17 protein-coding genes are annotated in these 17,609 nt (G+C 28.9%); 15 read left to right on the plus strand and 2 right to left on the minus strand.

The features are described 5' to 3' along the window. Window positions 1-68 precede the first annotated feature (68 nt). Entirely contained in the window at window positions 69-1,292 is a 1,224-nt protein-coding gene (locus tag PHEL85_RS16285) for a metallophosphoesterase (RefSeq protein ID WP_036827600.1), read from the minus strand. A gap of 147 nt (window positions 1,293-1,439) precedes the next feature. Here PHEL85_RS16285 and polA point away from each other — a divergent pair, with 147 nt between their 5' ends. The 5 genes from polA (at window position 1,440) to PHEL85_RS17815 (ending at window position 9,115) form a co-directional block, all read left to right on the plus strand. After that, window positions 1,440-4,280 (plus strand): DNA polymerase I, encoded by a 2,841-nt coding sequence (polA, locus tag PHEL85_RS16290; protein ID WP_036827601.1) that lies wholly within the window; start codon window positions 1,440-1,442, stop codon window positions 4,278-4,280. A gap of 6 nt (window positions 4,281-4,286) precedes the next feature. Continuing rightward, window positions 4,287-6,254, plus strand: a complete 1,968-nt coding sequence (locus tag PHEL85_RS16295; RefSeq protein WP_036827604.1) for an LTA synthase family protein — start codon at window positions 4,287-4,289, stop codon at window positions 6,252-6,254. Window positions 6,255-6,578: 324 nt separating this feature from the next. Continuing rightward, window positions 6,579-7,748 carry a tyrosine-type recombinase/integrase gene (locus PHEL85_RS16300; protein ID WP_235318299.1) on the plus strand — a complete coding sequence of 390 codons (1,170 nt, stop codon included), beginning with the start codon at window positions 6,579-6,581 and terminating at the stop codon, window positions 7,746-7,748. A gap of 58 nt (window positions 7,749-7,806) precedes the next feature. After that, complete coding sequence (locus PHEL85_RS16305; protein WP_036827609.1) at window positions 7,807-8,310, plus strand: hypothetical protein; 504 nt, start codon at window positions 7,807-7,809, stop codon at window positions 8,308-8,310. A gap of 628 nt (window positions 8,311-8,938) precedes the next feature. After that, window positions 8,939-9,115, plus strand: coding sequence for a hypothetical protein (locus tag PHEL85_RS17815; RefSeq protein WP_156109265.1), 177 nt, complete (start codon window positions 8,939-8,941; stop codon window positions 9,113-9,115). Here PHEL85_RS17815 and PHEL85_RS17820 read toward each other — a convergent pair whose 3' ends face one another. Next, complete coding sequence (locus PHEL85_RS17820; protein WP_156109267.1) at window positions 9,116-9,271, minus strand: hypothetical protein; 156 nt, start codon at window positions 9,269-9,271, stop codon at window positions 9,116-9,118. A 53-nt stretch (window positions 9,272-9,324) separates the two neighbouring features. Between PHEL85_RS17820 and PHEL85_RS16310 the strand changes: the two genes are divergently transcribed. The 10 genes from PHEL85_RS16310 to PHEL85_RS16355 all read left to right on the plus strand — a co-directional run bounded on the left by PHEL85_RS16310 (window position 9,325) and on the right by PHEL85_RS16355 (window position 17,566). After that, complete coding sequence (locus PHEL85_RS16310; RefSeq protein ID WP_036827611.1) at window positions 9,325-9,768, plus strand: hypothetical protein; 444 nt, start codon at window positions 9,325-9,327, stop codon at window positions 9,766-9,768. Between the two features lie 370 nt (window positions 9,769-10,138). Beyond that, complete coding sequence (locus PHEL85_RS16315) at window positions 10,139-10,459, plus strand: helix-turn-helix domain-containing protein (protein WP_162179444.1); 321 nt, start codon at window positions 10,139-10,141, stop codon at window positions 10,457-10,459. A gap of 3 nt (window positions 10,460-10,462) precedes the next feature. Beyond that, the gene (locus PHEL85_RS16320; protein ID WP_036827614.1) at window positions 10,463-11,512 is read left to right on the plus strand and encodes a DNA cytosine methyltransferase; all 1,050 of its coding nucleotides are present in this window, start codon (window positions 10,463-10,465) and stop codon (window positions 11,510-11,512) included. Continuing rightward, window positions 11,509-12,351, plus strand: a complete 843-nt coding sequence (locus PHEL85_RS16325) for an NgoPII family restriction endonuclease (protein WP_081965175.1) — start codon at window positions 11,509-11,511, stop codon at window positions 12,349-12,351. The genes PHEL85_RS16320 and PHEL85_RS16325 overlap by 4 nt, the downstream gene beginning before the upstream one ends. 365 nt (window positions 12,352-12,716) lie before the next feature. Further along, window positions 12,717-13,613, plus strand: coding sequence for a hypothetical protein (locus PHEL85_RS16330; protein ID WP_036827616.1), 897 nt, complete (start codon window positions 12,717-12,719; stop codon window positions 13,611-13,613). 800 nt (window positions 13,614-14,413) lie between these two features. Further along, the gene (locus PHEL85_RS16335; RefSeq protein ID WP_036827618.1) at window positions 14,414-14,650 is read left to right on the plus strand and encodes a hypothetical protein; all 237 of its coding nucleotides are present in this window, start codon (window positions 14,414-14,416) and stop codon (window positions 14,648-14,650) included. A 29-nt stretch (window positions 14,651-14,679) separates the two neighbouring features. Further along, a complete protein-coding gene (locus tag PHEL85_RS16340; RefSeq protein WP_036827620.1) occupies window positions 14,680-14,943 on the plus strand; it encodes a hypothetical protein in 264 nt (87 codons plus the stop codon). Then, on the plus strand, window positions 14,910-15,242 hold the full coding sequence (locus tag PHEL85_RS16345; RefSeq protein WP_036827623.1) for a hypothetical protein: 333 nt from the start codon (window positions 14,910-14,912) through the stop codon (window positions 15,240-15,242). Before PHEL85_RS16340 ends, PHEL85_RS16345 begins: the two co-directional genes overlap by 34 nt. A gap of 229 nt (window positions 15,243-15,471) precedes the next feature. After that, on the plus strand, window positions 15,472-16,188 hold the full coding sequence (locus PHEL85_RS16350) for a YEATS-associated helix-containing protein (RefSeq protein ID WP_036827625.1): 717 nt from the start codon (window positions 15,472-15,474) through the stop codon (window positions 16,186-16,188). 166 nt (window positions 16,189-16,354) lie between these two features. After that, window positions 16,355-17,566 (plus strand): aspartyl protease family protein, encoded by a 1,212-nt coding sequence (locus PHEL85_RS16355; RefSeq protein ID WP_036827628.1) that lies wholly within the window; start codon window positions 16,355-16,357, stop codon window positions 17,564-17,566. Window positions 17,567-17,609 lie beyond the last annotated feature (43 nt).

The following is a 17,609-nucleotide window of genomic DNA, read 5'->3' on the forward strand; positions in this document are numbered from 1 at the left end:
TAAAAACGAATAAATAGTTACTTGTTAAGTAACAAAGATACTTAAAAAGCATTTAAATAGTCTGATTATCAGGCTTTTTTCAACTCTATAACGGTAATTTCTGGCCAAATACCAACGCGTCCAGGAAATGCATGATAACCAAAACCACGATTTACATTTATATATCTTCCGAATTCTTGGTACATACCTGCCCATTGTTTGTAGGCAAATTGAGATGGACTCCATTTGAACCAACCAGGAATTTCGATACCCATTTGTAAACCATGTGTATGACCACTTAAAGTAAGTTGATAATTAAAATCATCTTCTTTTACTTTATGCTCCCAATGACTAGGATCGTGAGACATTAGTATTTTAAAGTCTTCTTTTTTAATGTTTGCAGAAGCTTTTTGTAAATCTCCTTTTTCTTTAAATCCTCTTCCCCAATTTTCTACGCCAACAAGCGCTATTTTTTGTCCGTCTTTTTCTAAATAACGATGTTCATCTAGCAATAAATCGAACCCGATTTTTTTATGAACATCTTTTACTGCCTGAAAATTATTGACTTTATCTTCTGGTTTTTCCCATTTCATATAGTCACCATAATCGTGATTACCAAGAACAGCATATTTACCTTCTTTTGCTTCTAACTGAGAAAACATATCAATCCAATTATCCATTTCATCTGCTTTATTATTTACAATATCTCCTGTAAACAACATTAAATCAGATTTTTGCTCGTTGATTAAATTAACTCCGTATTGAATTTTCTCTTTATTGGTAAAACTTCCTGAATGAATATCTGAAATTTGAGTAATTTTATATCCATCGAAAGCATCTGGTAAATCTTTAAAACTTAACTGGTACTTTAAAACTTTGTAATTATATTTTCCATGCATTATACCATAAATAAAAGAGGTTAATGGTATTGCTGCCAATACTAAAGCTAACTGCGAAATAAATCTTCTTCTACCTACTAATGGTTTTGTTTCTCCGCTAGAAATTGCAGAAAATAATTTTAAAATTCCTCTGTAGACATCTTCACCAAAAAGAAGCATTATAATTACTATTTTAGGAATAGAAACTGTTAATAACAAGCCCATTGCCATTTGAAACTGTGGCGTTTGCCCATCACTTCTTGAATATGTTAGCATAGTAACACAAAAATTAATGTACACTGCAACACTTACTAATAAAAAAGAATAGCGTATAATTTTACTTTTTGAAATTGTTTTAAACGCTTGAAACGTATAAATTTCGACCAGAACAATTATTACAGTTAATATGATTAAAGGAAAAACCCAACGTGGCATAGAAAAAAATTAAAATTTTTGCAAATATAAGTGTTTATATATCGAATGAATTTTAACGTCTTGTTAAAGTTTTGTACCTTTCTCAAATCTTTAAAAACACTATTTTAGATATCAATTTATCATCATTTTAAACAACTAATCAATAAAATGTCAGATCAAAAAAGACTTTTTTTAGTTGATGCTTATGCATTAATTTTTCGTGGATATTACGCATTTATAAAAAACCCAAGAATAAACAGTAAAGGTTTAGATACCTCTGCAATAATGGGTTTTATGAACTCATTATTAGATGTAATAAAACGTGAAAGACCCGATCATTTAGCAGTTTGTTTTGACAAAGGTGGCAGTGTAGATAGAGTAGAAATGTTTGAAGCTTACAAAGCAAACAGAGACGCAACTCCTGAAGCTATTAAATTGGCTGTGCCTTACATTGAAGAGATTTTAAAAGCAATGCACATACCAATTATGGTAAAAGAAGGTTTTGAGGCAGATGATGTTATTGGAACACTTTCTAAGCAAGCAGAAAAAGAAGGTTATAAAACTTATATGGTAACACCAGATAAAGATTTTGCACAACTAGTTTCTGAAAATATTTTTATGTACAAACCTCGTTTTGGAGGTGGGTATGATATTTGGGGAGTTCCTGAGGTGCAAGAAAAATTTGGAGTTGAAACTCCAGAACAAGTTATTGACTTTTTAGGAATGATGGGAGATTCTGCAGATAATATCCCAGGTTTACCTGGAGTTGGAGAAAAAACTGCAAAAAAGTTTTTAGCGGCTTATGGTTCTATGGAAAACCTTTTAGAAAATACACATGAGTTAAAAGGAAAAATGAAAGAGAAAGTTGAAGGGGCTAAAGAACTAGGTTTGCTTTCTAAACAATTGGCAACAATTATGTTAGATGTTCCTGTAACTTTTGATGCTAAAGATTTTGAATTAAATCATCCTGATATTGAAAAAGTTAAAGAAATTTTTAACGATTTGGAATTCAGAAATTTATTAACCAATTTCTTACGTACTTTTAATACGGAAACAACTACAAAAGCTACTGAGAATAAAATTGAAGAAAAGCCAAAAGTTACTACTAAAAAATCACCTATAAATACTGAAGGTCAATTCGATTTATTTGCTGCTCCAGGAACAGGAAGTGTTTCTGAAGAAGAAGTATCATCAGGATTTAAAAACATCAAAAATACGAGTCATTTTTATCAACATATAGATTCGCCTTTAGCAAGAAAATTATTTTTAACCAAGTTAATGCAACAAACTTCTGTTTGTTTTGATACCGAAACTACAGGTTTAAGAGCCTTAGAAGTTGAGTTAATTGGAATAGCTTTTTCTTATGAAGTTGGTAAAGGATATTATGTTTCTTTCCCAGAAGATCAAGAAGAAACGAAAGCTATTTTAGAAGAGTTTAGACCTTTTTTTGAAAGTGATATTGAAAAAATTGGTCATAATTTAAAATATGATATCAAAGTATTATCAAACTATAATATGCCTGTAAAAGGGAAGTTATTTGATACAATGATTGCCCATTATTTGATTAATGCAGATATGCGTCATAATATGGATGTTTTGGCAGAAACCTATTTAAATTATCAACCCGTTTCTATTGTAGATTTAATTGGTAAAAAAGGAAAAAACCAACTTTCTATGCGAGTTGTTCCTATTAAAGACCAAACAGAATATGCCGTTGAAGATGCAGATATTACTTTTCAGCTAAAAGAACATTTTACTAAAGAACTAGAAAGCGGAAACCTTACCAAACTTTTTAATGATATTGAATTGCCTTTAGTTTCTGTTTTAACAGCTATGGAAATTGAAGGAATAAATCTAAATATAGATTTTCTAAAAGAATTATCTGTTGCATTAACAGATGATATAAACCGTTTGGAAAAAAGTATTTACGAACAAGCAGGAGAAGAATTTAATATTGCTTCGCCAAAACAATTGGGTATTGTTTTGTTCGAAAAAATGGAATTGGTAAAGAAACCTAAAAAAACAAAAACTGGTCAGTATAAAACAGGAGAAGACATTTTATCTTTCTTAGCAAAAGACCATAAAATTATTAGAGATATTCAAGAATATCGTCAATATAAAAAATTATTGAGCACCTATGTAGATGCATTGCCAAATGAAGTAAATCCTAAAACAGGAAGAATTCATACTCAATATATGCAAGCAGTTGCTGCAACTGGAAGATTGAGTTCTAACAATCCGAATTTACAGAATATTCCTATAAGAACAGAACGAGGTAAAGAAGTTCGTAAATCGTTTATTCCTAGAAATGAAAATTATGTTTTATTAGCTGCAGATTATTCTCAAATAGAATTGCGAATAATTGCCGCTTTAAGTGAGGAAGAAAATATGATGGAAGCTTTTAGAAATGGTGAAGATATTCATGCTTCTACCGCTGCTAAAGTATTTAATGTTCCGTTAGATGAAGTAACTCGTGAACAAAGAAGTAACGCAAAAACAGTAAACTTCGGGATTATTTATGGCGTTTCTGCTTTTGGATTAAGTAATCAAACTGATTTATCTAGAAGCGAAGCCAAAGAGTTGATTGATACTTATTATGAAACGTATCCGAAATTAAAAGCATATATAACTAAACAAGTAGATTTTGCAAGAGAACATGGTTATGTAGAAACCGTTTTAAACAGACGTAGATATTTAAAAGACATCAATTCTAGAAATGCAATGGTTAGATCTGGTGCAGAAAGAAATGCAGTAAATGCACCAATACAGGGTTCTGCAGCAGATATTATTAAATTAGCGATGATTAATATTTATAATCGTTTTGAAAAAGAAGGTTTTAAATCGAAAATGTTATTACAAGTGCATGATGAATTGGTTTTTGACGCTTTTAAAGACGAATTAGAAATTATAAAACCAATTATTAAATACGAAATGGAAAATGCTTTTAAAATGAGCGTTCCTTTAGATGTAGAAGTTGGTATTGGAGAAAATTGGTTGCAAGCTCATTAGAAAAAGATGATTGAAAAAATTTTACCAAAAAGATTTAGTTTACTAAAGACATTTTCAATTACATTTTTAGCTTTTGCTTTTGTAATTAGATTGTTTTTATACTTTCTATCTATTGATTTTATTGATTTTTCTTTTATAAATTTAATTAAAATTTTTGGTATCGGACTCTTCTACGACATTGGTTCACTATCTTATTATTTAGCTCTTTACACTCTTTATTTATTGTTATTTCCTGCAAAATTTTACGGTAGTAAATTAGACAGGATTTTAACAAAATTTAGCTATGGATTGTTCCTTTTTGTTATTATATTTTCTTTTTTAGCCGAAATTTCTTTTTGGCAAGAATACCAGAGAAGATATAATTTTATTGCTGTAGATTATCTTCTTTATACCTATGAAGTAATTGAAAATATTCATCAATCTTTTCCATTACCTTTATTATTAGGAATTATTATTATCATTCTTTTTTTATCAATTCGTTCTGCTAAAAAGAAAAATGCTTACAAGCATACTTTTGAAAACTCAGACACTTTTAAAAGAAAACTTATACCTTCAACAATTGTACTTACAGTATTAGCTTTATTTCATTTTAATATTAATAATTCTCAAACTGAAATCTTTAATAATATAAATGAAAACGAATTGGCAAAATCAGGAACATATTCCTTTTTTGCGGCTTATAAAAGTAATGAACTCAACTTCAAAGAGTTTTATCCAACAAATACTTCTGATGAAAATTTTTCGATTCTAAGAAACGTTATTTTATCTGAAAATGATAGTTTAACTAAGAGTGGAAAAAACATTAAACGTTTTACTAAAAACGAAGGTGAAGAACAAAAACCAAATGTAATTTTTATCTTTTTAGAAAGTTTAGATGCGCGTTTTATGAAGCGATTTGGAGATAAAAAAATATGGGCAACAGCCATAGATTCTTTGGCAAGAGAATCTGTCTTTTTTACTAATTTGTACGCAACAGGAACCAGGACAATTAGAGGAATTGAAGCGGTAAGTTTAGCAATTCCACCAACTCCAGGAAGAAGTATTGTTAAAAGAAAAAACAATCAAAATTTATTTACAATCGGAAAAGTTTTTAAAGAAAAAGGCTATACAAGAACTTTTATGTATGGTGGTGATGGGCATTTTGATAATATGACTAATTATTTTAGTTATAATGATTTTGATATAATTGATAGAAAAAAACCGCATCGATTAAAAGAAAATTTACCTACTAAAAGAACTCGAATTGAAGACCATGAAGTTACTTTCGAAAATGCTTGGGCTACTTGTGATGGAGATATTTACAACAAACTTTTAAAAACTGCAGACAAGCAACATAAAACAAAACAGCCATTTTTTAATTTTGTGATGACAAGCTCTAATCATCAACCCTATTCATTTCCAAAAGGTGTTATAGATGCTGATAAAAAAACAAGAGAAAATGCTGTTAAGTATTCTGATAAAGCTTTTGAACAATTTTTTAAAAAAGCAGTAAATAAGCCCTGGTTTAATAACACTGTTTTTGTTGTAATGTCAGATCATTGTGCTTACAGTGCTGGTAGAACAGAAATTAATGTTAAAAGCCATCATATACCAGCATATATTTTCAATTTAAAAGATAAAGCTCCACAAGAAATAGACAAATTATCTTCTCAAATTGATATTTTTCCAACACTTTTTGGGTTTTTAAATTGGAGTTATAATACTAATCTTTTTGGAAAAGATATTTCTAAAATGGCACCTAAAGACGAACGAGCTTTTATTGGTAATCATAGAAAAGTAGGGTTACTTAAAACAAATAAATTACTGGTTTTAGAGACACAAAAAAAACATGCTGCTTATCTCTGGAATAAAGAAGAAAACAAATTGACACCTACAAAAACAGATTCAATTTTTTTAAAAGAAAGTATTTCTTATTACCAATCTGCTTATGAATTATTTAAAAACGGAGGATTAAAAATCAGTTCAAAAAAATAAGTCCAAATTTTACACTAAAACAAGCATCTAATAAGCCTCTTTTTTATTTATACATGGAATTTTAATTTATATAAAAAAGTACCCGAATCTGATTTAATTTCAAACAGAATTTATGTCGATGAATTAGAATTATTAGTTAATATTACTAACTAAATTTTTAACTTTAAAATTAGACTTAAATTATTCTAACAAAAATGGAGTTAGATTATTTTGCCATATTGCTAGTATGATTGAACAATTATCACTTACAAATACCTGATAATCATTTTATTAAAAAACAAATTTTTTTAATACATTTTTCACTATATTTATAGTGCTATAAAATTGAAAAAGAATTTGGAGAAACTACCTACTATTTATTTAGAATATAAGAAACACCGAAAAAACGAACAACTTATTGTTCGATTTACATATAATAAAAAATTAATTGCTCTTGTAAGATCTGTAAAAGACACTTATTGGAGTCAAACTTTATCTGCTTGGTATTTAAAAAAAACGAAAGAAAACCTACAAACAATACTTAGTCTTTTTAATGGTATAACTGATGTAGATAGTTCTAAAATAAGTAATAAAGTACTTTTTAAAAGAAATCTAACTGAAGATCAAAAAATATTACTGAATAACTTTTATTTATTTTTAAAAGGAAAAAGGTATAGCCCAAGCACCATACAAACTTATACTTTTTTTGTTGCTGATTTTGTAAATTTTCACACAAAAACACCTTTAGAGGAATTAACTAATAGAAGTGTAGAGCTTTTTATTGAAAAAGTATTTATAGAACGTAATTATTCTATTAGTTCACAAAGACAATTTATTAGTGCTTTAAAGATTTTTATAATTTTTTATCCTCAAACAAAAATTAATGATTTGGTGTTAGAAAGGCCTAAAAAATCTAGAAAATTGCCAAATGTAATATCTCAAGAAGAAGTTTTAAACATTATAGGCTGCACTCAAAACTTGAAACACAGAGCAATTATAGCTTTGATTTATTCTTGCGGCTTAAGAATAAGTGAATTGATAAATTTAGAATTAATTGATTTTCATATTGAAAGAAAACAGCTAATTGTTAAAAATGGAAAAGGAAGAAAAGACAGGTATGTAAGTCTGGCAGATAGTTTTTTACCTTTATTATCTAATTATTATTATTCTTACAAACCTAGCACCTATTTTGTTGAAGGGCAAAAAGGAGGAAAATACAGCTCAGAAAGTGTCAGGCAATTTTTAAGAAAGAGTTGTAAAAAGGCTCAGATAAAAAAAATAGTTACGCCACATACATTAAGACATAGTTATGCTACTCATTTATTAGAAAATGGTGTAGATATTAGATACATCCAATCTTTATTAGGACATGCAAAACCAGAAACTACCATGATTTATACACATGTTAAACGTAAAGATTTAATGGAAATTCAAAACCCATTAGATATTGCATTACAGAAATTAAACAAGCTCGATAATGAAAAGGGAAATGTTTTATTATCCCGAAATATTTAACCAAAAATCAATATATTTGATTGACTATAATCCGTTGTGTGTAATTTGAGAAAAACAGATGCAAAAAACAGAAGTCATAGATAAAAACCACCTTTTTGAACTGATTGAATACATTCTTTCGGATTCAAAAACCGAATTCTACGAATCTGATTCTGAAATGGAAAAAGAAATTATTCGGATAAAATCTATGTCCGAATTTGAAAACTATTTTGACAATGGAATTACGAATGGAAAAAAACATTTCGGATTTGGAATTTATAATCCTGACTCAAAAGGCAAGTTCTTTACAACAAAGATAGAGCTTAACCCAAAATATTGTAACGGAAAAACTTTCCGATATAAATTAGATGGTTGGGCAATAATCTTTATTCAACTTGACTTCCGACAAGGAGAAAACGAAATTGAATGCAGAGTTTCAGTAAACTCAAAAAAACGAGCTGAAGGTTGGAAAAGTACATACCCTGAATTCGGAAACCCAGAATTATGGGAATGGAAAAATGTAGAAAGTAGAGCAAGAAAAATAATTAACCGATTAAAAAAAACTACACACAACACCGTATAAAAATAATTGCGGTTTAGTGCTTAATCAAAGGTCGTTGCGTGTTTGTAACGTCTGATTTTCCTTCGGAAAATCCTCGCATACAAACCCGCAACTATTCTTATACATAAACGTTAGCAAATATGGGCGAAATCACTCAGACGTTTTAAAAAAGTCGTTTAAAACAATGATTTTTCATTGAACCAAAACTCAAAAAAAAATTAAAACTCTGGAATTTTGCAACAATCAAAAAAAGGAAAAATAAAAATGCTGAACAGTCTCTCGCTCGTGAAAAATTATTGTGTGAATTTTAGCAAGTTTGCGGAATTATAAAACGTGAAAATTTTCTCAAACTGGAAAAACATAAATTGCGGAATTGAGCAAAATACGGAATAAAAATCTTTGCGGAATTCTTACTCAAACTCTGAATTTAGAAAAGTTGGAAAAACAAAAAAAAAGTGAATTATAAACTGAAAAAAAACAACATTTGCTAACACCGTGTAGTAAAAATTGCTTAATTTTAGCTTAACCAAAGTTTGTTGCTTTTTTATAAACTTCTATTTTCCTTCGGAAAATAGCCGTTCACATAAATCGCAACTTTCATTACACAAACACGTTGGGCAACATTACCAATCACACTAAAATAGGAATTATGAAAGAAATAGAGAAAAAATTAAACAAAATAATCAAACTATTAGAACCTACTTATACGAATGTCGGAAATGCTAATAAAGTTATTTCAGATATTGAAGATAACGTTATTTCTTTAAAAAGAACCCTTGAATCTATAGAGAAAAGAGTAATTTCTATTGAAAATAAAATTAAATAATTATCTAACACCAAATTTTTCTGGAGGTAAATATTTTTGAATACTGTAAACATATTTATTAGCATAAATTAACGCTTCTAATAATTGTTTTTGTTCAATAATTGAAAGAGGTTCTTTATCGTAATCTCTCTCAAAAGGTGTTGTATCTATAAACATTTTTAAAAATTTAAACTTATTCTCTTTGAAATTGGTGGAATAAAAACCGTGAAATGAAAGGTACTTTAGAATATAAAATATTAAAACACTTATCAGAAAACAATAATGGTAAATTAATTGATATTTCTGAAATAGAGGAAAACAAAGAGCAATTAAAAAGTGTAATAAAGGATTTAAAAGAACGTGAATTTATAGAAACAGAGCCATATCCACCAAATGTAAAAATTAACGATGGTTGGGTAAGCGCAGGAGATTCTGAAAAACCTGAAAAATGTAAGATAAAGTTTTTAGGAATTGAATATTTAGACAATCTTGAAAGGTCTATAATAGAATTGAATTTAGCTGAATCAAATATAAAAGCCAATAACCTTAATAAAAATATTGCTAAAAAGAATGAAAAAAATGAAAAATTTAATAAATTTTCTACCATATCAAATATAATTATTGGTCTTTTAAATGTTGGTTTATTAATATGGCAAATATTAAAATCTGAATAATTAAAAGTATTATTTGAATTTTACCATAATTTGAATTTTGAATATAACGTTCTTTAAATATACTTTTGGCGGATTGAAAAAAACGTTGCCCAACACCGTGTAAAAAAAATTGCTTAATTATTGCTTTCATTTTGTTCATTGTTTCCTTATTTACTATCTTTAAATTCGGAAAGTATAAGCGTTTTTAACGCAACTTTCCTTACACAAACACGTTGTGTTTCATACAAAACCAGCCGCATATTTTAGCACTTTCGGTTTTTGCCAACGCTAAATTCCAACGCTTAAAAAACCAAAAGAGCTAAAATTTTCCAACGCTCGAATTAAGTATTCCAATTAAAATTTGTAGATTTGTCAAAAAATGACAAGTCTTATGAAAACCACATTTGGAGAATACATCCGACTTTTACGAAACAAAAACGAATTGACCTTAACTCAACTTGCTGCCAAACTAAATTTGGATTCTGCTAATTTGAGCAAAATTGAGAATGGAAAACGAGAATTTGATGAAAAACGATTACCAATACTTGCGGAAATCTTTAAAATCAATCTTATGGAATTACAAAATGAATATGTAACTGACCAAATAGGAAAGCATATTTACGAAACAAATTGTACCAAACAACTTTTAGAAGTTGCAGAGGAAAAAGCGGAATATCGCAGAACACTTAATAAATCACTTCAAACACAATAAAATATGAAAATAGCATCATTTTTTGCAGGAGCTGGCGGACTTGACCTTGGATTTCAAAAAGCAGGATTCAATGTTGTTTGGGCGAATGAATATGACAAAGAAATTTGGGAAACTTATGAAAAAAATCATCCAAATACAGTTCTTGACAAAAGAAGTCTTGTAAATATTCCTGCTGATGAAGTTCCTGAATGTGATGGAATAATTGGTGGTCCACCTTGTCAAAGTTGGAGCGAAGCTGGAGCAGCAAGAGGAATAAAAGATAAAAGAGGTCAATTGTTTTATGATTTTATACGAATTTTAGAAGCTAAACAACCAAAATTCTTTTTAGCAGAAAATGTTAGTGGAATGCTAATATCAAAACATACAGAAGCTCTTGAGGGAATAAAAGAACTTTTTAGAAACGCAGGAATTGGTTACGAACTTTCTTTTCAAATGCTAAACGCATCTGATTATAATGTTCCACAAGACCGAAAAAGAGTATTTTTTATTGGGATTAGAAAAGACTTAAATTTTAAGTATCAATTTCCAACTGAAACATTTCCGAAAATCACTCTTGAATCAGCTATTTCTGATTTAAAAGAAGGAGTTTTACCTGCTTTGGAATATAATAATACAAATGGAGAAAATTGTGTTCTACCAAATCACGAATATATGATTGGAAGTTTTTCTTCGATATTTATGTCAAGGAATCGTGTGAGAAGTTGGGATGAACAATCTTATACTATTCAAGCGGGTGGCCGACACGCACCAATTCATCCACAAGCACCAAAAATGAAATTTATTGAACAAAATATTCGTGTTTTCGTTCCAGGAAAAGAACATTTATATAGACGATTAAGTGTTAGAGAGTGTGCAAGAATACAAACATTTCCAAACGACTTTATTTTCCATTATAAAAAAATAGCAGCAGGTTACAAAATGATTGGAAATGCAGTTCCTGTTAATTTGGCTAAATTTTTAGCAAATAGCATTATGCAACAAATAAAGGCAAACGAAATTACAACAGAAAAAGTTAAACGAACTCAAAGAGTAAAAGAAGCAATTGCAGTATGACAAATATTTTAGAAGCGATTTATAATATCGCTAATCATCAAGATTTCGAAATCAAGAGTTTATATAGCGGTAGAAATAGAGCTAATAATATAGGAGAAGCTCTTGAGAAATACATTAAAGATGCTTTTGCCGGAACTTTGGGAGTAACTGACGAATTGCAAAGAATACAAACTTTTAATCAAGAATTTTCTTGGTTAGGTTCTCAAAATAATCCACCTGATATTATGATAAAAGGAGGAGATGCAATTGAAGTTAAAAAAACGCAAAGTGCAAATACAAGCTTGGCTTTAAATAGTAGTTATCCAAAAACTGATTTAAGAAGCACAAGTCCAATGATTACAAAGGAATGTAAAGAATGTGAAGATTGGACAGTTAAAGATTTGATTTATTGCGTTGGACATACAACTGACACAAATGTAAAATCCTTGTGGATGGTTTATGGTAATTCCTATGCCGCTAAACACGAAACATATCAAAGGATTAAAACGACAATTTCTGAAGGAATAGAAACTATTCCAGATGTTGTTTTTGCAGATACTAAAGAATTAGGAAGAGTCAATCAAGTTGATCCTTTAGGAATCACAAACTTGAGAATTAGAGGAATGTGGCAAATCGAAAATCCAAGAAAAGTATTCAACTATTTACACGAACCAACAAACAAAGACTTTGAGTTAGTATGTATAATACCAACAGAAAAGTATAATAGCTTCCCTAATGATAGCATAACAAAACTTGAAGGAATAACTCAAAGCGGATTTAGTATTGAAGACAAACAAATAAAAGACCCGAACAATCCTGCTAAATTAATGGATTGTAAACTGATAAAACTATGTGTATAAGCCAACGCTAAAAGCCATACACATTTGCAATTCGCTACAGCCGCCACACAAGCCAAGAATTGCAAAAGAGTATGTCTTTGCCAACGCTAGCAAGTTTGCGGAAACAAAGTACGAAAACACAACACCGTATATAATTTATTGCTAGTTTTAGCTTACTTAAGAAAATTCTCGCAGACTTTAAATCTGTGATTTATTTACTAACTTTAGTGCTTAAAATACGCAACAAACCATATACAACAACGTTAGCACACATTAAAGACGAACATTGTGCTGAAATTGAACAAATACGGAAAACCGTAAGTCTTTTTTTAATAAAAAAATTAGATTTGAAATTTTAAACAAAACCAAACATAAAAAGAAAAACTATGGCAGGAATTTTAGGATTATTAAGTTTTGCATTATTTATTGCATTAATTGTTGGACTTGTAAAACCATCATTAGTATTACGTTGGACAAATAAACCAACTCGATTGAAAGTTATTGGATACTGGTTTTTAAGTATCATTATTACAGGAATTTTAGGAGTTATGTTTATTGACGACACAGTAAATCCAAAAGCAAATATTGAAAGTGCGAATAAATATATAGAAGAGGGAAATTACTCAAACGCAATTTCAGAGTTAGAAAAAATCCAAAAAACCGATACTTTATATAATAATGCTCAATTATTAATAAAAAAGGCTGACAGTTTAAGCAACTTAACAGACGAAGAAAGAAGAATTGCAAATGAACTAAAAGCAGAAAATGCTAAAAAAGATGAACTTTTAAAGCAAAAAGAACAACTCGAAAGAGAAATAAAGTCAATAGACGAAGGAATAAAATTTGCAGATGGAAATTCAATAGATGAACTTCAAATGGATATTGTTGTATTCGCAACTTGGGCGAAAATCATTAAAGAATCCGAAGAATCAAAAGAAACTGAAATCAAAAATTTAGGAAAAAAACTAAAAGCAAAAGTTTCTCGAATACAAATTAGAGAGTTTCCAAATTTAAGAAAACAATATGCTAAAATAGTTGCAAATAAAATGTGGGAAAACGATATCGAAGTTTCAGCAAATGGAACAGGGAAAAGATATATAAACTTTAGCGGAGGAGTTTTTGCAGCCAATAAAAACAAAAAGGAATTTCAAACTCAAGTTCAGGAAGTATTGAATATGTTTAGATTTAAGCAAGCGAGATATCGTTGGTACAAAGGAGAAAGCGAATATACATACTATACAATGTATGAAGGAAAAGACTCTGAACCTGTAACATTTGAATAGTAATAACGTGTGCTAACACCGTATATAATTTATTGCTAGTTCTAGCCTACTTACGAAAATCCTCGCGGATTTTCTACTAGGTTTTTATTTGCTAAATTTAGTGCTTAAAACACGCAACAAACCATATACAACAACGTTAGAGAAACATAGTGCCAGACGATGTCTAATGCATTTTAAAAGCTGAATTACCTCAACCTCAACAATTCAAGTACTTGCTGATTATTAGAAATAAAAGTCTTTTTTTGGGATTTAAACGCACCAAATGTTAGTGTTTTTTTAATTGCTTTTTGAAGCTAGAAACTGAATTTTTTAGCGCTCTTTTTTAGCGAAACTTTTTATTCGATTTTTTTTTGAGTTTTTAAGAAATCAAGGTTTTGTGACCTTTCAAAAAATACTCGTTTGCGTTCTGATTCAATCTGATCCAAAAAAAGGGATTGTGTTTAAAGAGTCTTTTTTTCTTAAATCTAAATGCTAAAATACCAAGTGATTTTTTTTGCGAATTGATTCTGTTTTAAGTCAATCTTTAAAAACGCTATTTTATTGCATTCTGCCTCGATTTTTAACAGAAAAAAAGGGGAATAGATTATAAAGTCAAGTTTTTGAAACTTAAACTTTTGGCGGCACAACGTTACCTAACAACTTGTAAAGTTAATAGCTGCTTTTTGCTCGTTTTAGAAATTTATTTTTTACTTTTACTAAAATGGTTGTTTAACAATTAATAGAGAGAAAATCGCTACTAACCTTACAACCATCCGTTATGGGCAAGCAAAGAAGAATTCTGCAAATAATGAAACTTATTGATGATAGTAAATAAAGAACTTGTTGAAAAAACAATAGCACTTAGAGAGCAAAAAAATGATTTCGTTAAAGAATTCTCAATACGCTACAAAGATTCTCCAATTGACAAATGGCAAGAATTTGAAATTTACTCAGGTAAAATTTTTCAAAAAATTTATGAAACTCCAATAGTAGATGGAGTTAAATTAAAATTCAGATATGTCACATTATGTATAAATGGAAGACATAGCAATAAATAATTTTTTTAATGCATATAAAAAACTATTGAATGAATAATATTTTTGAGACCGATAAAAAATTTAAAGAAATTATTGGTGCATTTATGATTGCTTTTTCGAAACTGGAATATGGATTAGCATTTATTGGAGTATTAACGGAGTTCGATTTAAGAAAACGAGAAGAGAATTTACCAACTCATATAGGAAATTCATTAGAAAATAAAATTAGAAATATTACAAATTATATAGAGAATAATAATTTAATCGAACTTAAAGAAATTTGGGATATAAAAAAAATAAGATTGGTCAACTGAATAGAGAAAGAAGGTTCATTGCTCATGGGTTTGCCTCATATTCATTACCAAGAGAAAACATTACTACTCATATAAAGGAAAATAAAAAATTAGTGAAAAGAAAATTCAAAATAGAAACTCTTAAAAGATTAAAAAATGAACTTAACGAATTAAACACGGGTAAAAATGGAATTAGTGGAGAGTTCTATATCGAATTTTCCAGACAGAGAATAAATCAATGGAATAATTTAGTGAACGAAGAAAATAAAATTATTTATAACGTAAACAGTGAAGTTTTATCCGATTGGAAAGGGAAATAACCAAACAACGCCAGCCCATAACACCGTATAAACTTTATTGCTGTTTTTAGCTCACTTGGGAAATTCCTTCGGAATTTCGCCGTTCGTGTTTTATTTATTAAATTCACTGCTTAAATCACGCAACAAAGCTTATACAACAACGTTGTGCAACATTAACAACTCAGTACTGAATAAACTAAGGCAACAATATTAAATGAAATATTTTTTTGAATTAATAATCAATTTTTTAATGACATATCACCATATTCTTATTATAGCTTCAATAATAATTTTTGTAGGAGCATTCGCTGGATTTACTAATTATTTACAATTTTTACATAAAGGTCTGGTAAATAAAAAAGATGAAATTGTAAAATATATATTTTCAGGAGTTGGAGCTGCGATGCTAGTTCCTTTATTACTTAATATGCTTTCAAGCAATTTAATAATATATGGAGATAACTTTGAATTGATTAATTATTTTGTCTTCGCTGGTTTTTGCTTTATAGCTGGTTATTATTCAGACCGTTTTATATTTTCAATTGCCGACAAAGTTCTTAAAGATTTGGAATCAACAAAAAAAGAAATAGACAAGGTAAAAACTGAAACAGAAGATAATGAAGAGAAAATAGACTTACTTATTTCTAATGAGGTTGAAACTGACGATGATGGTGAAAAATCTCTAAATAATAATTTAGAATCAATCGAGAGTAATATTAGTAGTCAGAATTTTGATATCAATATTGATATTAAAGACTTAATAGAACTCACTCTAAATTCTTTTAACGGAAAACATAAGTTTCGCACTTTAAAAGGTCTTTCAAAGGAGCTTGGTAAATCAGAAAAGCTTGTAGTTATGATTTTAACTGAATTGGAAAAATATGAAATTGTTAAAAAAGTAATACTAAAAGATAGAATACCTTTCTGGGCTTTAACTAAAATTGGAAAATCAATGTTAAAAAAATAACGTTGCACAACACCGTGTATAATTAATTGCTGGTTTTAGCCAATTTACGAAAGTCCTCGCGGACTTTCTATCTGTGATTTACTTACTAACTTTAGTGCTTAAAACACGCAACTAATCATACACAACAACGTTGGCAATAATAACCACGAAAACGCAAAAAACACATATGAAAGTAATTTTAAGTTTATTATTTGCTTTAAGCCTAATTAGTTGCTTAAATAAAAAAGAAACCCAAATCTTAAAGACAAATTCAAAAACTATAAGTATTAAAGATGGAGATGGATTTCATAAAGATATTTGGGAAATATCACCTGAAACAGAACTTGACGAATTTATAACTCGAAAGTTTGTCGGAAAAAAAGAAGTGAGCTTTATTTCTGATATTGATACCCTTATTTTTAATGTATCACCAAATAATTCATACGATTTCATCATTGAATTTAATGGCAAAGAAAAAGCATTCACAAGAATAAATACAGATACATTAAAGCAACCTTCAATTCCGCCAAAAAAAATATTGGACTATTACTACAAAGACATTAATAGAATAGCTAATAAAGATACTATTCCGTTTATGTTAGGCAAAGATAACAGAATCTATATTGCAGGAAAAATAAACAACTCTAATCCATTAAATTTCCTATTTGATACTGGAGCTGACGCAATTGTAATTACATCTTCTGTAATTGGCTCAAAAGTAAATTTAGAATTAGATGGAGAAACAGAAAACATTGGTTCTGATGGAAGTAAATTAATTCGTACAAGCTCAAATAATATATTAGAAATTGCCCATTTGAATTGGGATAATATTGAACTCGTTTCAATAGATTATAAAAATCGTCCTTTTGATGGAATTATAGGATGGATACCTTTTGAGAATAAAATTGTGGAAATTGATTACGAAAAAAAGAATCTAATCATTCACAAATCTATAAATACAATACCTAAAGGATATTCAAAAGTAGAAACGAAAATGATAGATAATCTTCCATATATAAAAGGCACGATTACAATAGGAGAAAAATCGTTTTCAGGTTGGTTTGAATACGATTCTGGTTATAATGCAAGTTTTTCATTAAGTCAAAAATTCGCTTCTGAAAATGAACTAAACAATTTGATGCAAATTACTGGAACTTCTTATTCTTCTGGAAGTTCTGGAACAAAATTAAAAGCCAACGATTACGTCTTACCGAAATTAACTTTGGGAGAATTTGAAATCTTTAATATACCTTTATCAATTGACGAGAAAGACCCAATAAATATCGGAAATAATGACATTTTAGGTAATAATGTTCTAAAAAGGTTTAATACGATACTTGATTTTAAGAATTTTGAAATATATTTAAAACCAAATGATTTACTAAACTCGAAATATTGAGTACGAAAAAATTACTATTGCCAACACCGTGTATAATTAATGG

It is taken from the genome of Polaribacter sp. Hel1_85 (assembly GCF_000766795.1).
Classification (GTDB): Bacteria; Bacteroidota; Bacteroidia; order Flavobacteriales; family Flavobacteriaceae; genus Polaribacter.